Raw genomic sequence first — 22061 nt, 5'->3', positions numbered from 1 at the left:
TTCACAGGTTTTTGACAAAAAAAAACCTCCCGAAGGAGGCTATATTTAGTTAGAAATAAATTGATAGGCACCAATGTTGGTATTGGTTGTTCGGGATTTATTCAAAATATCTTCCGTAACTGCGGTAATCGCTGCAGGCATGGAAGTCGATAAATCCTCGGTAGGCCACAATTTATTTTCCGTTATTTTTTTAAATTTTGGATTAAAGGTTTGCGAATTTGTCGCATTGTAACAATTGGTAAAATTCGTGGTATTGGTTGGTAAATACAACGGATTTGCACTACTGTTGTTCAGTTTGATCAAACTGTTTGTAAACTGATAGGCAAAACTCGCATCGGGAGAAGTGGAGTTGGGTGGCGTGAATTTGTCCAATTTCAATGCATTTTGATTGCTGCTATACAGGATGCAATTGGTGAAATTGGCCGCTGTTAAATCACTAATGTATGTTGTATTGTCAACTTCTAAATAATTACCAACCACTACAGCAAATTGTTTCGAACTGTTCCAATTGTTGTTAAATGTACAATGGGTGAAATTATACACTCCGCCAAGGGTTGCCGCCAATGAAGCTTGTCCACAATAATTGATGACGAGGTTCGAACCCGTTATTTGGGCGTCCCGACCCAGAATTCCTACATTGGCACAATTGTAAATTTGAACATTGGAAAGATTCAATTTGGGTTGGTGGGTGTCGTCTTCTCCGAGTGCTAATCGTTTTTGAACCAACAATCCAACCGTTGCATTTTTAATAGTTAAATGATTGATGGAATTGGTATTCAATTCAGATAACATCATAATGGCACCCCATTGACCCGGAACATCATTGTACAAGGGTTCGAGTCGGTCACCTTCAAATACCACTTCATTGGTCAAGTTGGCGGGATCGTTACCAGGTGGATTGCCTCCGTTGATTTGAATTGAGGCGGTCTGACTCACAATTAAGCCTGAATTGGCGTGAAAATGGACACGTGCCCCTGCATCCACAACTAAATTTTTCCCATTAGGAACCATAGCATATCCGTAAACTACATAGGGTTTTTGGTTGGTCCAATGCAATTCATCGCCGTTTACAGGATCATTTTCACTCAGATTGCTGCCTACAAATTCGATGGGATCATTGTTTTCATCCAATCCTAATGAGATGGTTTCATAAACATTTTGACTATCTCTTTGCGGATAAATAAAAATGGCATCTTGAATTAAGGTGACTAAATCAACATCTTGTACAACATTATTAGCATGGCGAAATTCAATTTTATCGGTATACAAATAATCGGTTGGATTGGCATCGGCTACATCCGAAGTTACTTCAATAAAAATAAACATACTGTCTTTTGCCAATAACTCCACATTTCGGAAGATTTTTCCATCCCCAATTCCGCTATTGTCGGCATCTTCGCCCGTCATTCCATCCACCATTATACGGTAATTGGAATTGGTACCTTTACCCAACTGAACGGTAGGAATCGAAATGTCTTTGTCGGAATCATTATAGACTTTCAAACGGTAAGTACTTGAACCAATGTTGGTGAAAACCGTATCCAAATACACAGTGTCTTTGGAAAAGCGAAGTTGCACCGTACTGGGTTCGAATTGGAAATCATCGCGACAAGACGTCAGTAAAATACCTGAAATTAGGGCTAAAAAAAGAAGTAGTTTGCGCATTATAATCTTCTGAGAATTTTGGTAAAAATAACGATTTTGATTGTTTTTTGGGTCAAACAACAGAAGGATAACGTAAATTTTTAAAGTTTATTCTGTGTTAATGCCGTTGTGGATTCATTTGAAATGGGCTAATTTTACCCAAATTTAAAAAAATGCAATTCGATAAAGAGAAAATGCTTCGTTTGTGTAATGAATGGAGTAAAAACACTTTGATGGAAACCCTTGAAATTGAGTATGTTGATGCTGGAGAAGATTTTTTAGTAGCAACCATGCCTGTGAATTCGAGGGTACACCAACCCATGGGACTTTTGCACGGTGGTGCTTCGGTGGCTTTAGCAGAAAGTGTGGGTAGTGCGGCTTCCATTATGTTTGTGAATCCTGAAAAACAGGAAGTGCGAGGTATCGAAATTTCGGCCAATCACTTAAAAGCCAAACGCGAAGGTAAAGTAACGGCAACAGCCAAAATTATACACAAAGGGGCTAGTATTCATTTGTGGGAAATTCGAATTGTAGATGAAACCGATAAATTAGTGTCTTTGTGTAAGTTAACCAACATGATTTTACCCAAACGGTAATGGATTTGATTCGTTCTAAAATTGAGGAAAACTTAGCACAAAAAATCCCTTTTGTGTGTTATGCTAAACCCGATTCGAATCAGGTGATCGGACTCTTTCAGCGATCGAACCAAAATCATAATTTTGATCCCACCGCTGCGGGTTTTTGCATGGTTTCCTTTGAGGGTAATACCCAACTTTTTATTCCTGAATCCGATGCTGATTGTTATTTTGAAACATTTTCGGCTAAAGATTTTTTATGGACCGAAATAAAACCCGAATTTGAATCGGACGCCAAAGTGCATTTTGAATCGATAGTGGCCAAAGCAGTAAACGCGATAGAAGCCGGTGAGTTGCAAAAAGTAGTTTTGTCACGAAAAGAAAAGCATGCGGTGGATTCCAGTCAACTGTATGCAACGTTTGAGCGATTACTTGCCTTATATCCTTCTGCATTCCGCTATTTTTGGTACCATCCTGATTCAGGTGTTTGGATGGGCGCAACTCCGGAGCAATTAGCAAAAAAAGTCGGTACTACCGTCAAAACGGTAGCCCTGGCGGGGACACAAGTAGGTTCGTTGGAGTCGCAACCCCAATGGGGTGAAAAGGAAATTCGCGAACAACAATTGGTTACCGATTATATTGTTAGTTCACTTACCCCTGTAACTGATTCCATTACAATTTCTGAACCCTATACCCATCAAGCCGGTTCTTTACTGCACATCAAAACGGATATTGAAGCTGAATTGAATTCCAATTGGGAAGCTGTGGTAAAAACCTTGCATCCTACGCCTGCGGTAGGAGGTTTTCCAAAAAGTGCAGCGCTTCAGTTTATTGCTAAAAATGAAGGATATGATCGCCGTTTTTACGCAGGGTATTTGGGCGAATGGAATAAGAATTTTGGTACATTCAAATTGGGTGACTCGGATTTGTATGTGAATTTACGCTGTATGCAATGGGAAAACGACAGCCTTTCCATATATGTAGGATGCGGCATTAATGCTGGAAGTATCCCTGAAAAGGAGTTTATGGAAACGGTTCACAAAGCGGCTACTGTAAAACGTGCTTTATAAATATTCGTTACTTTTGAAAAAAATAAACCATGAAATTAGATATACTCGCTTTTGGAGCCCATCCTGATGATGTTGAATTGGGATGCAGTGGCACCTTAGCCAAAGAAGTAAGTTTAGGCAAGAAAGTTGGCATCGTGGATCTAACGCGTGGCGAACTAGGTACGCGTGGTTCGGTCGAAATTCGCAACAGTGAATCAGGAAAAGCTTCTGAAATACTGGGTATTCATGTTCGCGAAAACCTTGACATGCGCGATGGTTTTTTTGTAAATGATGAAGCCCACCAGTTAAAAATCATTCAAATGATTCGCAAATACCAACCGGATGTGGTGATTTGCAATGCCATAGATGACCGTCATATCGATCATGGAAAAAGCAGTAAATTGGTTTCCGATGCTTGTTTTCTATCAGGATTACGAAAAATTGAAACCGAATGGGAGGGAAGTTCGCAGCAAGCTTGGCGCCCCAAAGCGGTGTACCATTACATTCAGTGGAAAAATATCGAACCCGATTTCGTTGTGGATATCTCAGGTTTTATGGACGTGAAAATGGAATCGATTCTTGCCTATGGATCCCAATTTTATAATCCAAATTCAGAAGAACCCATCACGCCCATTGCGACTAAAAACTTTTTGGATAGTGTAAAATACCGTGCACAGGATTTAGGAAGAATCGTTGGCGTTGAATTTGCGGAAGGATATACCGTGGAAAGGTATTTGGCCGTCAATAGCTTAGGGGATTTGATATAATTTTATTAAAAAAAGCTTTGCAAAAGAAAAAGTTTGCAATATATTTGCCACCGCAAAAGAGGGTTCCTCTCTAGCGACTACAAACGGTGATTGTAGCTCAGTTGGTTAGAGCGTCGGATTGTGGTTCCGAAGGTCGGGGGTTCGAGACCCCTCATTCACCCAAAAGCCCTGAATTTTCAGGGCTTTTTTTTATTTCTATACGTTTCTTTTTTATTTTTGATAAAAATCTCCGTCATGAAAAACGTCATTTTGATTGTGCTGTTATTGCCCTTACTGGGATTGGGTCAGACGAAAAAGAAAAAAGCGGCCCCAAAAAAAGCCACTTCAGAAGCCCATCACGGAGGTATGCAAGGGTTACCTCCCGAAATTGAACGCACTTTAAAAATTAAATTGGCCGTAATTCAGCATTTTGTTTCCCAACCTGGTGATAAAGGCGAAGAGCTATTTTGGCAAACCAAAGGGAAATTGACGTATGGGATTGTTAATTATACCGAAGAACAAAATCCGAAGTTTAAAGAATTGTTCATTGCCCAATACAAAACCATGTACCAAGAATACATCTTAATGTTATCGCAAGGGGATGTCAAAGCGACGAATCGTTTTATGCAACTTTTAATTAAGCAAGAACTAGAATACAGGAATCTCTTAACTCCCGAGCAATTAAAAAAATACCAAGAGGCATTCGTTACGATGGAAGCCACTAATAAGCAAATGTATGATTCCTATTTGGGCTTGTTTTTTTCCGATACTTTATTAGCTGAATATCAAAAAGGTTTTCGATAAAAGAAAAGGGCTGCAACTGCAGCCCTTTTTTATTTTTTACTCTCTGGATCCGATTTGTCGACAATTAATCGAGCATCGCGATTGGCAATTTCCCAAACTATGGTAAAAGCATATTGGGCACGTTTGGTTAACAAATCAAACTCGATTTTATCCACTTCATCAGTTGCTTTGTGGTAGTCGGCATGCACACCGCTGAATAGGAATACGGAGGGAATGTTATTTTTTGCAAAATTATAATGGTCCGAACGGTAGTAAAAACGGTTTGGGTCTTTACGATCGTTGTATTTATAATCCAAATCCAAATGCGTGTATTTGCTGTTCACATTTTCACAAATGGTATACAAATCACTGGATAAATAGTCGGATCCAATTACATAAATATAATTGCCATTATCAGCATGTTTGGCATCCCGACGTCCAATCATATCAATATTGACATCGGCTACCGTATTGGCTAGAGGAAATAATGGATTTTCTGAATAGTAGCGCGAACCGTGAAGGCCGTGTTCTTCGCCCGTTACATGAAGAAAAAGCAACGAGCGTTTGGGGCCGTGTCCTTCTTTTTTGGCTTTTTGAAAAGCTTGTGCAATTTCTAAAAGGGCTACTGTTCCCGAACCATCATCGTCGGCACCGTTATACACTTCGCCATTTTTGATGCCCACATGGTCGTAATGGGCTGAAATCACCACAATTTCATTCGGTTTTTCTGAACCTTCGATAAAGGCCCAAATGTTTTCTGAATCGTTCAATCCCTCATTTCGCTTGGCATTTAAGTAAGCTGCGGGTACCGGTTGGTAATAGCTATCGGCACCTTTGGGAAACGGAATCCCATTTTTTTTGTATTGTTCGATTAAATAATTCCCCGCTCTTTTTTGTCCCGGACTCCCCGTTTCGCGCCCTTCCATTTCGTCAGAGGCCACTACAGTGAGGTAGGTTTTGAGTTCGTTTGCCGTAATGGATTCCATATAGGCAATAGGTGTTACCGGTCCGTTGGCAGAGGGTTTCGTAGCTGACGATTGTGAGCCTGAGCAAGCCGCAAGACTTATGGCAACAAGGAGTAACGTTATTTTTTTCATATTAATGAAGGTTTACAAAGGAATAAATAATTAAGGCTAAAAGTAAAAAGGAAAGAAGGATAACATTAATGATTAATATCCCCAAACTTTTCACAAGTGAGAGTCCCCGACTTTCCCCATAAAAACGATGGTGCGCAGGAAAGAAATAATAGAACATCCAAAGTAAAGTAGCCGTGCGCAGTATCATTTGAATTAGGGTAAAAATCACATTATCACCCATTAAATCAATACAATATTCGGCTAACAGAACAATTAGATTCAATAATAATAAAAAGGAAAAATAATGCAAGGTAAAGATACCATGATCGAAATAGTACCATTTCTTTTTATCGTGGAATAGCCATAATATCAATGCAAAAAGGGGCATATAAATGAACAAGGCTTTGGGGAAATTATGAATAAAGGATTCCAAAAATTTTTGTCCCAATTGTTCATGGGGAACACGGTATTTCGCTTCAATACTTTTTTTGTTAATCCAATACTCAAAAGCACCAATTTTATTCGGGTCTTTGGCACGAATGGAATCCATTTCACGGATGGAATTATAGCCAAAATTCAAAAATGCCTCTCGGTTGATTTTTTCTTCTTCCCGTTTATCAACAAGAAATTTAAGGGAATCAATGATGGGACGGGCCGAACTGTCTTGCTTTGCAATATGATTCAGCCATTGGGTTTCTTTGGGGAGATTCGCCGTCTTTTCTTTGATAATGCGTTGCGCCTTTTGATCAGTTACGTTTATGGCTGTTTCTTCTTTCTCAATATCCTCTGAACTCGTTAAAACATTGATAAATAGAAAGGTAACAAAGCTGATGAAGATGTAAAGACGAACGGGTGCAAGATAGGACAAGCGTTTTCCCGACAAATACTCTTTAGTTAGTGCCGCCGGTTTAAACAATAAATTACGGATGGTTTTCCAAAAGGCATTTTCATAATGCGTTAAATCCTCAAAAAAATGGACGAATAAATGGTAGAAGGTTTTCCGGGTATCCGTGTTTTCCTGTCCACAATTCGGGCAAAATCGTTCGGCAACCACATGATTGCAATTCAGACACGTTTTGTCCTTTCGTATAGGGCTTTTATGCGACATGAAATTTTTGTTTTAGCAGATGTAAAACTAGGAAAAAAAATACATTTATATTTGTGAAACTAACTTAAATCAAAGCGAATGCAATCGGAAGCAAAATCACCTGAAGCGTACATGAAAGAAATTCCAGCCGATCGTGTCGAAGTCATGAATCAACTTCGCACCATCATCATGGAAAATTTGCCCAAAGGATTTAAAGAAGGCATGAGTTATGGGATGCTGACCTATGTGGTGCCTTTTGAATTGTATCCCGCAGGTTACCATTGTGCCAAAGATCAGGAACTCCCTTTTTTATCTTTAGCTTCTCAAAAAAATTCGATCAATCTCTATCACATGGGAATTTATGCGGATGAAAATTTGCTAAATTGGTTTGTGGCCGAATATCCCAAACACTGCAAAACCAAGTTGGATATGGGCAAAAGTTGTATTCGTTTTAAAAAACCCGCTGATATCCCTATGGCGTTAATTGCCGAGTTATGTCAAAAAATGACTCCGGAACAATGGATTGCTATTTATGAAAAGAACTACAAGCGATGATTGAATTATTACAACTTCATTATGGTGCTATTTTTGAAGAGAAATTACTTCAAGAAATTGCCCATGTATCTGTACTTCGTGAATTTCAAGAAGGTGATGTGTTAATTGATTTTGGAGATTATATCCGAAAAATGCCCTTATTGTTGAATGGCGCTATCAAAATACTTCGAGAAGATTTTGACGAAGGTGAGTTGTTACTTTATTTTATCGAAAAAGGCGATACCTGTGCGATGACTATGGCCTGTTGTTTGGGTAACACCAAAAGTGAAATTCGGGCCGTTGCAGAGACCAATGGGTTATTGATTATGGTGCCTGTTGAATACATGGAAGAGTGGCTGGGTAAATATAAATCGTGGCGTAATTTCGTTTTCAATAGTTATAACAGTCGTTTAAAAGAAATGCTCTCTACCATTGACAGCTTGGCTTTTATGAATATGGACGAACGAATAATCAGTTACTTAATTGATAAATCTAAAATCGCAAAATCCAAAGAAATTCAAGTCACGCACCAAGATATTGCCTATGATTTGCATACTTCTCGTGTGGTGGTTTCTCGTTTATTGAAAGCATTAGAAAATAAAGGGCGCATCCGATTACATCGCGCTTCTATAGAATTATTATAATGTAACTAATGTTACGCATCCCCATATCAAATTCAATGAAATTTGCTCCATGGAAATGAACAACGGAATCGGATACGGTTTAGCCGTTTTAGTAGGAATCTCTCTCGGACTTATCGGCAGTGGCGGATCGATTTTATCCGTTCCTATTTTTGTGTATGTCATGGGGATTCAACCTGTTTTGGCTGCCGCTTACTCGTTGTTTGTGGTGGGTGTATCCGCTTTAGTCAGTGGATTGCAAAAAGCCAATGACGGATTGGTGGACTTTAAAAAAGTTTTGGCTTTCGGCATTCCGACAATAATGGCCGTCTTTTTTACCCGTAAACTTATTGTGCCAGCAATTCCTGAATCCATGGTCATTACCGATCATTTTTCACTATCTAAACGCTTACTCATCATGGCTGTTTTTGCAGTTGTGATGATGCTGGCTTCCTGGAAAATGATTCGTCCCGTTCAGGAATCCACAGTTCAATCAAGTGTAAGTCCGCTGAAAATTAGTTTGGCCGGACTTGCCATCGGACTCGTAGCGGGTTTCGTAGGAGCGGGTGGCGGATTTCTCATTGTGCCTGCTTTGTTGTTTTTAGCGCAAACTCCTATAAAAAAAGCCATTGGAACATCATTGTTTATCGTTGCTCTTCAATCGTTAATAGGGTTTTTGGGCGATGTTGGACAACAAGACATCAATTATACAATCCTGCTCACTTTTACCGCTTGTTCACTTTTGGGTGTGTTCATCGGAAATCGATTATCCAAAGTCATTTCGGGCGAAAAAATGAAAACCATTTTTGGCTACTTCGTTTTGTGTATGGGGATTTATATTTTAATCAAAGAAATTTGGTTTTCTGCCTAATCAACTGATATTTATCATTTTTTCGGGGATTGAGTGGCGCTAACTTTGGCCTAAATTCAAGAAGAATGAAATTAGAACAAATCTATACCGGTTGTTTAGCCCATGCGGCGTACTATTTGGAGAGTGAGGGAGAAGCGGCTATTTTCGACCCGTTGCGCGAAGTTTTTCCTTATATCGAGCGCGCAGAAAAATCGGGAGCAACCATCAAGTATGTTTTTGAAACTCATTTCCACGCCGATTTTGTGTCAGGTCATTTGGACTTGGCAGCAAAAACAGGAGCGAAAATCGTATACGGTCCCACAGCTAAACCCGGATTTGAAGCACTAGTTGCCGAAGACGGTCAGTATTTTCAAGTCGGAGCTGTAAAAATAAAAGTGATCCACACCCCTGGGCACACACTTGAAAGTACCTGCTACCTTATCTTTGATAAAGAAGGTAAGGAGCACGGTATTATTTCAGGAGATACACTGTTTATTGGTGATGTTGGCCGTCCCGATTTGGCACAACATGTCATCGCTGATTTGACAGAAGATAAATTAGCACGAATGTTGTACCATTCCTTACACGAAAAAATTATGCCATTAGGGGATGATTTAATTGTGTATCCCAATCATGGTGCGGGAAGCGCTTGTGGAAAAAAAATGAGTAAAGAAACTACGGATACGCTAGGCAATCAAAAAGCGACCAATTATGCGTTAAATCCTGATTTGTCGGAAGATGAATTCGTAGTCCAATTGTTAACCGGTTTGACCACACCGCCCAAATATTTCCCTGAAAATGTTTTAATGAATATCAAAGGCTATCAAAGCTTGGATACTATTTTGCACCAAGGTCAAAAAGCCTATGATGCTAAAACCTTTGAATTAATTGCCAACGAAACCAAAGCCGTAATCATCGATTCACGTTCAGCAGCTGAGTTTGCAAAAGGTTTTATTCCCAATAGTATTAACATCGGTTTGGATGGTAGTTTTGGAACTTGGGTGGGCGAACTCATTCCTAATATTCAACAACCCATTTTAATTGTGGCCGAAAATGAAGAGAAAGTAAAAGAAACGATTATTCGACTTTCACGTGTCGGTTTTGATCACAGCATGGGGTATTTACAAGGCGGTTTCAAAAGTTGGGTACTTGCAGGGAAAGATTTTGATCATGTTGAACGTATTGCAGGAGCAGACTTGGATTCGTATGTAATGAACCAACAGCCCATTTTAATTGATGTTCGACGTAAAAGCGAATACGATTCAGAACATCTTATGAATTCACTGAATATACCTTTAAATGAAATAGATTCACATCTCGCTGAATTTCCTAAAGAACTGCCTTTTGTACTATTTTGTGCTGGTGGGTACCGAAGTATGATTGCTGCTTCTATTTTGAAAAAACGCGGATATGAAAATTTTGTCGATATCATCGAAGGGTTTGGTGGCTTGAAAAATAGCACCTTACCCAAGTCCGATTACAAGTGTCCTACCACTTTGTTGTAGGGAGTGTTTTTTTTGTTTTTAGTTTTAAGAAGCACCGTTTGTCCGACGGTGCTTCTTTATTTGTTAAATTTGTAACAAGGGTTACATCTTGAATCCATCAATGTTATTAGTTTTACAAAAAAAAATTCTCCTTTTTATGAAGATTGAACAAATATATACGGGATGTTTAGCGCAAGGTGCCTATTATATTGAAAGTAATGGTGAGGTTGCGATTATTGACCCACTACGCGAAGTGCAACCCTATATCGACCGTGCTTTTAATGACGGGGCAACCATCAAATACATTTTTGAAACCCATTTCCATGCGGATTTTGTGAGTGGACACGTGACACTTTCCGAAAAAACGGGAGCTCCAATTATTTATGGACCTAATGCGAATCCGACATTCAATGCGCACAGTGCACAAGACGGTGAAGTTTTCCAATTGGGAAATATTACGTTAACGGTTTTGCATACACCTGGACATACTATGGAAAGTACCTGTTATCTCTTAAAAGATGAAAACGGGAAAGATCATGCACTTTTTAGTGGTGATACCTTGTTTTTAGGGGATGTGGGCCGACCCGATTTAGCGCAAAAAGCCGCGGATATGACTCAAGAACAATTGGCAGGAATACTTTTTGAAAGTCTTCGAACCAAAATTATGACGCTCGCAGATGACGTGATTGTCTATCCAGCCCATGGAGCAGGAAGTGCTTGCGGTAAAAATTTGAGTAAAGAAACGGTAGGGTCAATAGGCGAGCAAAAAGCAACCAATTATGCTTTACGTGCCGATATGACCAAAGAGGAGTTCATCAAAGAAGTAACCGATGGCTTGTTACCACCGCCTGCATATTTCCCGATGAATGTGAAATTAAATAAAGAAGGTTACGAAAACGTTGAAAAAATTATAGCCGAGGCGCAAGCCTTGGATGCCAACGTTTTTGAAGCAGCAGCCAATGAAACCGATGCCTTAATTTTGGATGTGCGTCACCAAGATGATTTTTCTAAAGGACATATTCCTGGTTCTATATTTATTGGTATCGACGGCCAATTTGCCCCATGGGTGGGTGCGTTGATATTGGATAATAAGCAACCGATTTTGTTGGTTACTCCTGAAGGTCGTGAAAAAGAAACGATTACTCGTCTTGCTCGTGTGGGTTATGATCAAACCTTAGGCTATTTAAACGGAGGTTTTGATGCTTGGAAAAATGCTGGAAAAGAATACGACACTTTAAATTCAGTTACGGCGGTTCAATTAGAAACCTTAATTGCTGAAGGTGTGCCTGTTTTTGATGTGCGTAAACCTGGGGAATATTCTTCGGAACATATCGAAAATGTACCTTCTACGCCTTTGGATTTTTTAAACGAACATTTGGCTGAATTTCCAAAACACGATGCGTTTTACATCCATTGTGCGGGGGGCTATCGTTCTGTAATTGCAGCCTCCATTTTGAAAGCGCGTGGTTATCACAACGTAATTGATGTTAAAGGCGGTTTTGTAGCGATTCGTCAAACAGGAATTAAAACGACGGCTTATGTTTGTCCGTCAACTTTGAAATAATGAAAACGAGATTGTTAACGAATTGGCATGTAATGCGTTGGGTGCGTTTGGCTTTTGCCGGATTTTTATTCGCCAATGCCTATGAAACACGCCAATGGATTTTTGTACCCATGGGACTATTTTTCCTTCTACAAGCCGTGTTCAATTGGGGATGCGGATTGCAAGGGAATTGTTCCGTAAATTATAAAAAAGAATCCCATGAATAGTAGTTTTGCCGAACTGATTAACTCAGAAAAGCCCGTTTTAATTGACTTTTATGCGACTTGGTGCGGACCCTGCCAAATGTTGGCTCCCATTTTAAAAGAGGTGAAAGACAGCTTGGGGGATTCCGTATCGATTCTAAAAGTAGATGTAGATAAAAACCAAGAATTGGCAGCCATGCAGCAAGTTCGTGGCGTACCCACGATGATATTGTACCAAAAAGGACAATTGTTGTGGAGACAATCGGGTGTGGTTTCAAAAGAGGAAATTATACAAACCATTCAATCCAAAAAAAGGTAATGAAAAAGTGGATCATCGGACCCATCGCCATTGCCCTCATAGGAGGAATTGCAGGCTATGCCTATTATTACTATGTGGGTTGTGCTTCGGGAACGTGTAGGATTACATCCAAACCATTCAATAGTACACTGTATGGTGTTGTTATGGGCGGATTGTTGGGGTCTCTTTTTTTTCCAAAACCAAAAGTATAATTATGGATGCTAATTTTTGGGATAATCGATATAATGAAGAAGGTTTCGCTTATGGGAAGTCACCCAATGCGTGGTTTGAATCCAATATTTCGTATCTGAAACCCAATTCCAAACTATTGTTTCCAGCAGAAGGTGAGGGGCGAAATGCCGTTTTTGCCGCCCAACAAGGATTTGAATGTTGTGCATTTGACGTCAGTGCTGCCGGAAAAGAGAAAGCTTTACTTTGGGCCAAAGAACTTAATGTTCAATTGGATTATCAAGTTGGCGCACTGGAAGAATTGGAATTTGAATTGGATAGTTTTGATGGTATTGTACTTTCGTATGTGCATTTACCGTATCCCGATAGAATCGTTTTTCATAAAAAGCTTTTATCCCTTTTAAAAATTGATGGAATTGTCATTTTCGAAGCTTTTGCAAAAGAACAACTTGACTACCAATCGGGTGGCCCCAAAGTCGAAACCATGTTGTTTTCTTTGGAGGAAGTAATGGAAGAATTTGAAGGATTGCAATTCACTATTATCCAACACGCAATTGTAAAATTGGGAGAAGGAAAATACCATCAAGGCGAAGGAGCCGTGATCCGATTTGTGGGTCAAAAATTAAGGAACTATTAAGAGAAATACATTGTTTATCCAAAAGGTAAACCGTAAATTTGAAATAAATAACCATTAAAAAACATCACTCATGAAAAAAATTGTTTCCGCTTTAGCTATCGCAGTATTGTTTTCTGTAAACGGAATGGCTCAAGAACAAGCTAAAAAAGATAAAAAGAAAGCAAAAACTGAAAAATCATGTTCTTCAGAAGAGAAAAAATCGTGTGGTTCTGGAGAGAAAAAAGGCGGTTGTTGCGCAGGTAAAAAAGAAGAAAAGAAATCATAATTTTTTGTTTTTCATTGTCAGAAAGCGTTCCTTAGGGAGCGCTTTTTTTTGGAATACAGCTGCGTAACAAGGGTTACATTTTAGTTTGTTGATCAACCGTAAATTTGGCAAAAACAAACCTTATCATGCGATTTAAAATTTTATTTTTCACCCTACTTTCAAGTTTAACTTCAGTATTTTCTCAATCGGATTTTAATTATCAAATTCAACTCACACCCATTACTATTCCTGGGTTTGGCGGAATTCAATCGTATGCCCGAGCGCAATATCAAGGCAAATGGATTTTCGTGGGTGGACGTTTAGACGGACTCCATGCGCGCCAACCGTTTAATGCTTTTCCATCGAATGCAAATAATACTGCTATACGTGTGGTGGATCCTGTAACTTTGCAGCAATGGACTGCTCCTTTGTCATCTTTGGCAACCGATTTACAAGAGCAATTACAAGCTACGAATCTTAATTTTCACCAAGACGGCGATTACTTAATCGTTATTGGTGGTTATGCCTTTTCGGCTACTGCAAATGATCATATCACTTTTAATAAAATCACCATCATTAATATTCCACTGTTGGTTCAATACGTGCAAGCGGGAACGTTACAGTCGGATGCCTTTTATCAAATTACAGACAACCGATTTACGGTAACTGGAGGACAATTGGCTAAAATTGATGATACTTATTATCTTGTTGGTGGACAGCGATTTGATGGGCGTTATAATCCAATGAACAATCCCACGTTTACACAAACCTACACAGATAGTTACAAGAAATTTAAATTGGTCAACACCAATAATCAATGGCAAATTACCGATTATGAAGAGGTAATTGACGCTGTGCATTTGCACCGTAGAGATTACAATTTAGTACCCCAAATTTTTCCTGATGGAAGCCAAGGCTACATGATTTCTTCGGGTGTTTTTCAAATCAATGTAAATCTTCCATTTTTATATCCTGTAGACATTAAAAGTTCGGGCTATGAACCTCAAACCAATTTTAACCAACTTTTGAGTAATTACCACGGTGCACATGCAGAAATGTACAGTGCAACGGATCAAAAAATGCATGCGTTATTTTTTGGCGGAATGAGCCAATATTATTACACAGGCGCTACCTTAATACAAGATACCAATGTCCCCTTTGTGAAAACCATCAGTCGGGTCACACGCAATGCTGCCAACGAATTAGTAGAAACTCGCCAGCCCGAAGAAATGCCCATTTATATTGGGGCAGGGTCGGAGTTTATTCCCAATCACGCGTTACCTCATTTTGATAACGAAGTAATTAAGTTGGACGAAATAACTACCAATGAGTTTGTTATCGGACACATTGTGGGCGGAATTGCTAGTTCGTCCCAAAACCCTTTTACCAATAACCAAACCGCACAAACCAGTCCGTCTTCTGTAATTTATGAAGTAAAACTGATTAACCAACCGGTTTTAAATGCACAGACCGTTATCCAACATAATCCGTTTTCTTTTAAAGTATACCCGAATCCAACCCATAACCAAAAAGTCAAATTGAGTTATGAGTTTCCGTATGAAGCTCCCTTGGAATATTTAGTAACCGATGCATCCGGTAAAATGTTGATGGAAGGCGATATTCTAAAATCTAAAATTGGAGCCAATACAATGGATTTTGAGTTGGATCCCACCGAATCACAAGTGCTTCAAATCACTTTGATTTTTGATCGCAAATTTTATCAAACCCAAAAAATTATAATGAAGTAGTAATTTTCAACGCCTTTCGGGGCGTTTTTTTATGCTTTTTAGTTTCGGAAGTAGATTTGAAAATCTAAAGTTAACCGAAAGCAATAGGAGTTTGAACTAATGTATTGAAAAGCAGGCTTGTACTTCGTGTCTGTATGTCTTTTGTAACACAAGTTACACAGTAACAATTGTAACTGTACACCCCAAATCCCCGTTCTATTTTTGCTTCATCATAACCGATATACGATGAAAAAAGTACTAATAATTACAACTATGGTTTTGGGAAATGTCTTCGGACTCCAAGCTCAAGATACGGTATCCATTTCCAAAAGTTCGTTACTCGAAAAAGTAACCCAAAACCTTCAATTAAAAATAGCCAATCAAAATTATCAATCGGCGAAAGCGGATTACAAGCAAACCCGCGCGCTCTTTTTGCCCAACATCTCAGCCTCACAAACGGCGATGGTCACAACCAATCCGTTGATGGCTTTTGGATCGAAATTGAATCAGGAAATTTTAACCCCGATGGATTTTGACCCCAATCTTTTGAACAATCCCAAACGAACCCAGAATTTCGCTACACAAATTGAATTTCAACAACCTTTAATTAATCTGGACGGTTGGATGGGACGAAAAGCCGCCAAAGCCAAAATGGATGCTTATGGATTGCAAACCCAACGTACGCAAGAATACTTACAATTAGAAGTTCAAAAAGCTTACATGCTTTTGCAATTGGCTTATAAAGCGGTAGGTGTGATGCAAAAAGCCGAAGGTACCGCTCAAGCCAATTTGAAATTGGTCGAAAATTATTTTAAAAATGGCATGCTCCAAAAAACCGATGTTTTAAATGTACAAGTGCGTGTCAACGAAATCAAAAATCAATTGGCTGCCGCACGTTCCAATGTACAAAATGCTTCCGATTACCTCGCATTTCTTTTGAACGAAGACGTAAAAGGAATATATAAGCCTTCTGAAACTTTAGAAGCTAATTTTTCTGCTTCGGAAATTGCTAAGGTGCTTAACGAGAACAGAACGGATATTCAAGCTTACCAAAAAACAACAGAAGCCTATAAGAATATGCTTAAAATGCAACAAATGAGCTTACTTCCGCGCTTGAATGCTTTTGGAAATTACCAACTCTACGATCGTACGATTATGGGTTTTCAAGCCAATGGCTATCTATTGGGAGCACAATTGTCTTGGAATCTTTTTGACGGCATGAAATCCTATGGAAAAATCGATAAAGCCAAAGCCGATTTTCAAAAAGCCGAAACCGAAGCCGATCAATACAAAAAACAAAGTCAGCTCGAACTCCAAAAAGCGGTTCGTCAATTTCAAGATGCCAAAAACAAATTGACCAATGCACAGTTAGCATGGGAACAATCCAAAGAAGCCTACCGCATTCGTCAAAATCGATTTGCACAAGGATTGGAAAAAACAACGGATGTCCTTCAATCCGAAACTTTGATGTACCAAAAAGAACTTGAATACCAACAAACCGTTTTCGAAGTACAATTTACCCAACTGTATCTTCAATTTTTAAATTAACTACTAGCTAAAAATTTGAAAGACAATGGAAAAGAATCATACACTAAAACCAAAACTCATGAAAAAAATACAAATTATAACCGTGATGTCCGGACTCTTATTCTTGGCATCTTGTGGTAAAGAAACCAAAAAAATCAATACTGAAGCTGCTATTCCAGTAACCTTATCAGGAGAATTAACAACTTCCAATTCTGATTTTGTGACGGCAAGTGGAAAAATTGAAGCCGTAAGTAGTGCCAATGTCAGTACCCGAATGATGGGCTATGTGACCAAAGTTCATGTGAAAATGGGCCAACGAGTTGCCGCAGGTCAGTTGCTCGTGAGCATTAACAACACCGATTTACAAGCCAAAAAGGCTCAAGTCGATGCCGCTATTCTTCAAGCCAATACCGCTTACCAAAACGCAAAAAAGGATTATGAACGGTTTCAAAATTTGTTCCAACAACAATCCGCTTCCCAAAAGGAATTGGACGATATGACATCGCGTTATGAAATGGCTAAAGCCGGACTCGAGGGCGCGAAACAAATGCGTAACGAAGTGATGGCACAGTTTAGTTATGCCAACATTACCGCTCCATTCGCTGGAGAAGTAACAGGAACGTTTGTGAAAGAAGGCGATATGGCCAATCCTGGTATGCCTTTAGTAAGTGTGGAAGGAGGCAAAGCCTTGCAAGTGACCGCTATGGTGGCTGAAAATGCAATTGCCAACATCCACAACGGAATGCAAGCAACTATCCAAGTGAAATCCATCAACAAAACAGTAAAGGGAACCGTAACCGAAGTTTCCGCTTCAGCCAAAAATACAGGCGGTCAATATTTGGTGAAAATCAACCTTACTACAACCGACACGTCAATTAAATCGGGCATGTTCACTCATGTACAATTTCCAACCGCAAAAGCAGCGCGAGTTGAAACAAAAGCAGCAACGGTAACTGTTACCGAATCGGCTTTAGTTCGACAAGGACAATTGATCGGAATTTACACCGTAAGCGCGCAAAAACGGGCCGTATTGCGTTGGATTCGCATAGGAAAAACCTTTGGAAATCAAGTAGAAGTATTGTCCGGACTTTCAAGTGACGAACCCTATATTGTTTCGGCTCAAGGACGATTGTATAACGGCGTACCCGTATCGGTACAATAAACGGAGAAATCATGAAAGAAGGAATTTCAGGTAAAATCGCCCACTTTTTTATCCATTCAAAGTTGACCGTACTCTTGATGGTGGCTTTGATGATTATTGGAGTGTACAGTTCGTTTCTTATTCCGCGCGAAGAAGAACCACAAATCAATGTGCCCATGGCCGATGTCATGGTAGGTTATCCCGGAGCCAGTTCCGCCGAAGTGGAAAGTCGGGTCATCAAACCTTTAGAAAAAATTATTGGGAATATTAAAGGGGTCGAACATATTCACAGTATGGCGATGAACGGCCAAGGAATGATCATTGTGCAGTTTTATGTGGGACAAGATATCGAACGTTCCTATGTGAAATTGTATGACGAATTGATGAAACACGAACTTGAGTTTCCACAAGGCGTCTATAAACCTATTGTAAAAACCCGATCCATTGATGATGTACCGATGCTCGGACTCACGCTTTGGAGTGAAAAATACAACGATTTTGAATTGCGTCAAATTGCCGAGGAACTGACTTCCGAAATCGAGAAAGTTAAAGACGTTGCCATCACCAAAGAAATCGGTGGTCGTAATCGGGAAGTGAAAGTTATTTTGGACAAAGATAAAATGGCCGAAACCGGGGTTGACCCGTTGAACATCATGCAAATGATACAGGCCAACAACGGCAGTTCACAATCGGGAGCTGTGGTGCATGGTGATCAAGAATATTTAGTAACTACGGGCCAATTTTTACAAACGGCTGAAGATATTGAAGATTTAGTTGTTGGGGTACACCAAAATATGCCCGTGTATTTAAAACAAGTGGCAACGGTGGAGGACGGCCCTTCAACACCACGCAGTTATGTTTCTTTTGGTTATGGCAAAGCCAATGAAAAAGTAAAAGCCAATCCCTCGGATTATCCGGCAGTTACCCTTTCTGTTGCTAAAGTGAAAGGTGCCGATGCGATGAAAATTTCAGAGAAAATCATTGCCAAAGTCGATGCCCTCAAAAAGACAATTATTCCCAACGATGTCCATGTAGAAGTGACCCGTAATTACGGAGAAACAGCATCCCACAAAGTAGGGGAGTTGCTCATGCACTTGGGAATTGCCATTATCGCAGTAACGGTTTTAGTCATGTTGGCCATGGGATGGCGCGGTGGTTTGGTGGTGTTCTTATCGGTGCCGTTAACGTTTGCCCTTACCTTATTCAGCTACTATTTGTTAGGATACACACTAAATAGAATCACCTTATTTGCTTTGGTTTTTGTGGTCGGAATTGTAGTGGATGACAGTATTATCATAGCCGAAAACATGCACCGCCATTTCAAAATGAAGCGATTACCGTTCAAACAAGCCGCCATTTTCGCGATTAACGAAGTCGGTAACCCAACGATTTTAGCGACATTCACCGTAATTGCAGCCATTTTACCGATGGCCTTCGTGTCCGGAATGATGGGGCCTTATATGAGTCCGATGCCCATAGGCGCCTCTATCGCGATGCTTCTTTCATTATTTGTCGCCCTAACTATCACACCGTATTTAGGGTATCATTTTCTCCAAGAAAAAGAGGAAAATGATCACAAAGCCGAGGAAGGATTAGAAACCTCATGGATATATAAAGTCTACAATAAATTCGAGCGTCCATTCTTGGAAAGTTCGAAAAAACGCCGCTGGATGTTAGGCATCACCGTACTCTTGTTGTTGGGTTCCGTTACGATGTTTTTTACCAAAAGTGTCGCCGTAAAAATGTTGCCTTTTGATAATAAAAATGAATTCCAAGTGGTCATCGATATGCCCGAAGGAACTACATTGGAACGTACCGCAGCAGTGACCCAAGAAATCGCACAATACTTGTCCACAGTTCCCGAAGTCGTGAATTACCAAAACTATATTGGTACTTCGGCACCGATTACCTTCAATGGATTGGTGCGCCATTACGATATGCGTGGAGGAAGCAATATGGCCGATATTCAGGTGAATTTACTTCACAAAGAAGACCGCGACCCACAAAGTCACGATATCGCCAAACGTGTTCGTCCCGAAATACTCAAAATCGCCAAGCGTTTTGGAGCCAATGTGAAAGTCATCGAAGTGCCACCCGGACCACCCGTATTATCGACTTTAGTGGCCGAAATCTATGGTCCCGATTACAAAGAACAAATCAAAGTGGCCAACCAAGTAAAAACCATTCTTCACCAAACACCCGATATTGTTGATATCGATTGGATGGTAGAAGAACCCCAAACGGAGTATCATTTGGAAGTAGACAAAGAAAAAGCCATGCTAAACGGCATTGCTCCCCAACAAATTGTGGGGAATCTCACCTATCTTTTAAAAGAATATCCTATTTCCAATTTGTATGATGAAACGTCCAATGATAATGTTGGGATTGTGCTGGCTTTAGACGATAAAGACAAAACATCTTTGGAGGATATTGACGCTTTAAAAATCAAAGGCAGTCGCGGCAATGTGGTACCTGTTAGCGATTTGATTCAAATTAAAAAGGACACCCTTCAGAAAACGATTTACCGCAAAGACCAAAAACGCGTGGTGTATGTTACTGCCGACATGGCGGGTGCTCTTGAGAGTCCGGTTTACGCGATTTTAGGCATGAACGAAAAACTCCAAAAAATCAAATTACCTGCGGGTTATGCGGTATCCGACTTGTACATGGGCCAACCCGAAGACGAGAGTAATTTCACCGTGAAATGGGACGGGGAGTGGCAAATCACGCTCGAAGTTTTCCGTGATCTTGGGGCTGCGTTCTTAGTCGTAATTATTATCATCTACATGTTGATTGTGGGTTGGTTCCAAAATTTCAAAACCCCAATCGTGATGATGTTGGCCATTCCACTTTCCTTAGTCGGAATCGTTTTAGGGCATTGGTTGCTGGGAGCATTTTTTACTGCTACGTCATTTATTGGTATGATTGCTTTGGCGGGTGTCATGGTTAGAAATTCGGTCTTACTCATCGACTTTATTGAAATTCGTCTCAATGAAGGAATTCCGCTGAAACAAGCGATTATCGATGCAGGAGCCGTGCGTACAACGCCTATACTGTTAACCACAGGAGCGGTTGTCATCGGTGCTTCGATTATCTTGTTCGACCCGATTTTCCAAGGTCTCGCCATTTCATTGGTAGCGGGAGCCATTGTATCTACGTTACTGACTTTGATCGTCGTACCGTTGATTTATTACATCACCGAACGTAAAAAATGGGAAACTAAGTAATACAAAAGTGTCCGTAGTCGACCAACGACTTTACTGCATACAAAACGAATTGCGAGGGCTGCGGACCTTTTTTTAAACATTTTAAAATTATGAAACTGATTCTTATTACCGCAATATCCGATTATCAAAAAGCGATACAAGATGTATTGAAAAAAATAGGAGTGAAGCACTATTCCTTCCATGAAGTTCATGGCTATACACAACCCGCAAAAGAAGGATTAGAGAGCAATTGGTTTGGCAGCGAAAGCGCAACGACCGATTCCGTTTTGTTCCATATTTTTCTGGAAGATGCACAATGTGATGCGCTCACGGAAGCCGTTCAAACCCTCAATGCCACATTGGATTCAGTATCCAAAGTCCATGTAATTTCTTTAAAAATAGAAAATCACGTTTAATAAATAAGTATGAAAAATAGAATCATTCGCGCCATCGCAGGCAGCTTTATCTTAATCAGTGTGACATTGGGTCTTTTTGTACATCACTATTGGTTTGGGTTCACCGCCTTTGTGGGCGCCAACTTACTCCAATCCTCCATCACCAAATGGTGTCTTATGGAAGATATCCTTACCAAACTTGGGGTGAAAGACTAAATCACTTGAGAGTGGAAAAGTGGAAGAAGTTTAAATAGTGTAGTTAGTAACACCTAAATACAATGAAATCTATTTAAAACAACTTGACAATTTTCAAATTCATTCATTTTCAAATTTTCAAATGATTTGGGCGCTCCCCCTCGCTCACATCCCTGCAAAGAAGTCAGAAACTGCCTCGGGGTCGGGTCGTCCGTTGCAATCTTGCCTCCGCTTCGCTCCGTCAAGGATTTCCACTTCCACCCCTAGCGCGAAAGGAATTATGATTTTTTTAGAAGAAAGAAGAAAGA

The 22061-nt window shown here is 39.9% G+C and carries 23 protein-coding genes and 1 tRNA gene; 21 read left to right on the top strand and 3 right to left on the bottom strand.

What is annotated here, in order from left to right; translation table 11 throughout:
• Nucleotides 1-45 precede the first annotated feature (45 nt).
• Nucleotides 46-1665: a hypothetical protein gene (locus tag OLM45_RS10885; RefSeq protein ID WP_264510075.1), complete on the bottom strand. Its 1620-nt coding sequence runs from the start codon at nt 1663-1665 to the stop codon at nt 46-48.
• A 152-nt stretch (nt 1666-1817) separates the two neighbouring features.
• Here OLM45_RS10885 and OLM45_RS10880 point away from each other — a divergent pair, with 152 nt between their 5' ends.
• The 5 genes from OLM45_RS10880 (at nt 1818) to OLM45_RS10860 (ending at nt 4818) form a co-directional block, all read left to right on the top strand.
• Nucleotides 1818-2240 (top strand): PaaI family thioesterase, encoded by a 423-nt coding sequence (locus OLM45_RS10880; RefSeq protein WP_264510073.1) that lies wholly within the window; start codon nt 1818-1820, stop codon nt 2238-2240.
• A gap of 5 nt (nt 2241-2245) precedes the next feature.
• Nucleotides 2246-3289 (top strand): chorismate-binding protein, encoded by a 1044-nt coding sequence (locus OLM45_RS10875; RefSeq protein WP_264510071.1) that lies wholly within the window; start codon nt 2246-2248, stop codon nt 3287-3289.
• Between the two features lie 29 nt (nt 3290-3318).
• Nucleotides 3319-4035 (top strand): bacillithiol biosynthesis deacetylase BshB1, encoded by a 717-nt coding sequence (bshB1, locus tag OLM45_RS10870; protein ID WP_264510069.1) that lies wholly within the window; start codon nt 3319-3321, stop codon nt 4033-4035.
• Nucleotides 4036-4120: 85 nt separating this feature from the next.
• Nucleotides 4121-4196, top strand: a tRNA-His gene (locus OLM45_RS10865).
• Nucleotides 4197-4269: 73 nt separating this feature from the next.
• The gene (locus tag OLM45_RS10860) at nt 4270-4818 is read left to right on the top strand and encodes a hypothetical protein (RefSeq protein WP_264510067.1); all 549 of its coding nucleotides are present in this window, start codon (nt 4270-4272) and stop codon (nt 4816-4818) included.
• 29 nt (nt 4819-4847) lie between these two features.
• Here the strand turns inward: OLM45_RS10860 and OLM45_RS10855 are convergent, their stop codons facing one another.
• Entirely contained in the window at nt 4848-5894 is a 1047-nt protein-coding gene (locus OLM45_RS10855; RefSeq protein ID WP_264510065.1) for a M28 family metallopeptidase, read from the bottom strand.
• 1 nt (nt 5895) lies between these two features.
• Complete coding sequence (locus tag OLM45_RS10850) at nt 5896-6981, bottom strand: DUF3667 domain-containing protein (RefSeq protein WP_264510063.1); 1086 nt, start codon at nt 6979-6981, stop codon at nt 5896-5898.
• Between the two features lie 78 nt (nt 6982-7059).
• Here OLM45_RS10850 and OLM45_RS10845 point away from each other — a divergent pair, with 78 nt between their 5' ends.
• The 16 genes from OLM45_RS10845 (at nt 7060) to OLM45_RS10770 (ending at nt 21774) form a co-directional block, all read left to right on the top strand.
• A complete protein-coding gene (locus OLM45_RS10845; protein WP_264510061.1) occupies nt 7060-7515 on the top strand; it encodes a DUF1801 domain-containing protein in 456 nt (151 codons plus the stop codon).
• Nucleotides 7512-8138, top strand: coding sequence for a Crp/Fnr family transcriptional regulator (locus OLM45_RS10840; protein WP_264510059.1), 627 nt, complete (start codon nt 7512-7514; stop codon nt 8136-8138). Before OLM45_RS10845 ends, OLM45_RS10840 begins: the two co-directional genes overlap by 4 nt.
• A 55-nt stretch (nt 8139-8193) precedes the next feature.
• Nucleotides 8194-8985: a sulfite exporter TauE/SafE family protein gene (locus OLM45_RS10835; RefSeq protein ID WP_319799976.1), complete on the top strand. Its 792-nt coding sequence runs from the start codon at nt 8194-8196 to the stop codon at nt 8983-8985.
• Between the two features lie 65 nt (nt 8986-9050).
• Nucleotides 9051-10469, top strand: a complete 1419-nt coding sequence (locus OLM45_RS10830; protein WP_264510055.1) for an MBL fold metallo-hydrolase — start codon at nt 9051-9053, stop codon at nt 10467-10469.
• Between the two features lie 136 nt (nt 10470-10605).
• Nucleotides 10606-12012: an MBL fold metallo-hydrolase gene (locus tag OLM45_RS10825; RefSeq protein ID WP_264510053.1), complete on the top strand. Its 1407-nt coding sequence runs from the start codon at nt 10606-10608 to the stop codon at nt 12010-12012.
• Entirely contained in the window at nt 12012-12218 is a 207-nt protein-coding gene (locus OLM45_RS10820; protein ID WP_129462158.1) for a hypothetical protein, read from the top strand. Before OLM45_RS10825 ends, OLM45_RS10820 begins: the two co-directional genes overlap by 1 nt.
• Entirely contained in the window at nt 12211-12513 is a 303-nt protein-coding gene (trxA, locus tag OLM45_RS10815) for a thioredoxin (protein ID WP_264510051.1), read from the top strand. Before OLM45_RS10820 ends, trxA begins: the two co-directional genes overlap by 8 nt.
• Nucleotides 12513-12704, top strand: coding sequence for a DUF6132 family protein (locus OLM45_RS10810; protein WP_264510049.1), 192 nt, complete (start codon nt 12513-12515; stop codon nt 12702-12704). The genes trxA and OLM45_RS10810 overlap by 1 nt, the downstream gene beginning before the upstream one ends.
• Before the next feature lie 2 nt (nt 12705-12706).
• Nucleotides 12707-13318 (top strand): class I SAM-dependent methyltransferase, encoded by a 612-nt coding sequence (locus OLM45_RS10805; protein WP_264510047.1) that lies wholly within the window; start codon nt 12707-12709, stop codon nt 13316-13318.
• A gap of 70 nt (nt 13319-13388) precedes the next feature.
• Nucleotides 13389-13583 carry a hypothetical protein gene (locus OLM45_RS10800; protein WP_129462162.1) on the top strand — a complete coding sequence of 65 codons (195 nt, stop codon included), beginning with the start codon at nt 13389-13391 and terminating at the stop codon, nt 13581-13583.
• A 125-nt stretch (nt 13584-13708) separates the two neighbouring features.
• Nucleotides 13709-15310, top strand: a complete 1602-nt coding sequence (locus OLM45_RS10795; RefSeq protein ID WP_264510045.1) for a hypothetical protein — start codon at nt 13709-13711, stop codon at nt 15308-15310.
• Nucleotides 15311-15535: 225 nt separating this feature from the next.
• A complete protein-coding gene (locus OLM45_RS10790; protein ID WP_264510042.1) occupies nt 15536-16837 on the top strand; it encodes a TolC family protein in 1302 nt (433 codons plus the stop codon).
• Between the two features lie 58 nt (nt 16838-16895).
• Entirely contained in the window at nt 16896-17978 is a 1083-nt protein-coding gene (locus OLM45_RS10785) for an efflux RND transporter periplasmic adaptor subunit (RefSeq protein WP_264510040.1), read from the top strand.
• An 11-nt stretch (nt 17979-17989) separates the two neighbouring features.
• Nucleotides 17990-21184, top strand: coding sequence for an efflux RND transporter permease subunit (locus tag OLM45_RS10780; protein WP_264510038.1), 3195 nt, complete (start codon nt 17990-17992; stop codon nt 21182-21184).
• Between the two features lie 89 nt (nt 21185-21273).
• Nucleotides 21274-21579, top strand: coding sequence for a hypothetical protein (locus OLM45_RS10775; RefSeq protein ID WP_264510036.1), 306 nt, complete (start codon nt 21274-21276; stop codon nt 21577-21579).
• A gap of 9 nt (nt 21580-21588) precedes the next feature.
• Nucleotides 21589-21774 (top strand): DUF2892 domain-containing protein, encoded by a 186-nt coding sequence (locus OLM45_RS10770; RefSeq protein ID WP_264510034.1) that lies wholly within the window; start codon nt 21589-21591, stop codon nt 21772-21774.
• Nucleotides 21775-22061 lie beyond the last annotated feature (287 nt).

Origin of the sequence: Flavobacterium sp. N1719 (genome assembly GCF_025947045.1) — a bacterium.
GTDB lineage: Bacteria > Bacteroidota > Bacteroidia > Flavobacteriales > Flavobacteriaceae > Flavobacterium > Flavobacterium stagni.
Note: the sequence above shows the minus strand (reverse complement) of the source record. Positions and strands in the feature narration are given on the sequence as shown.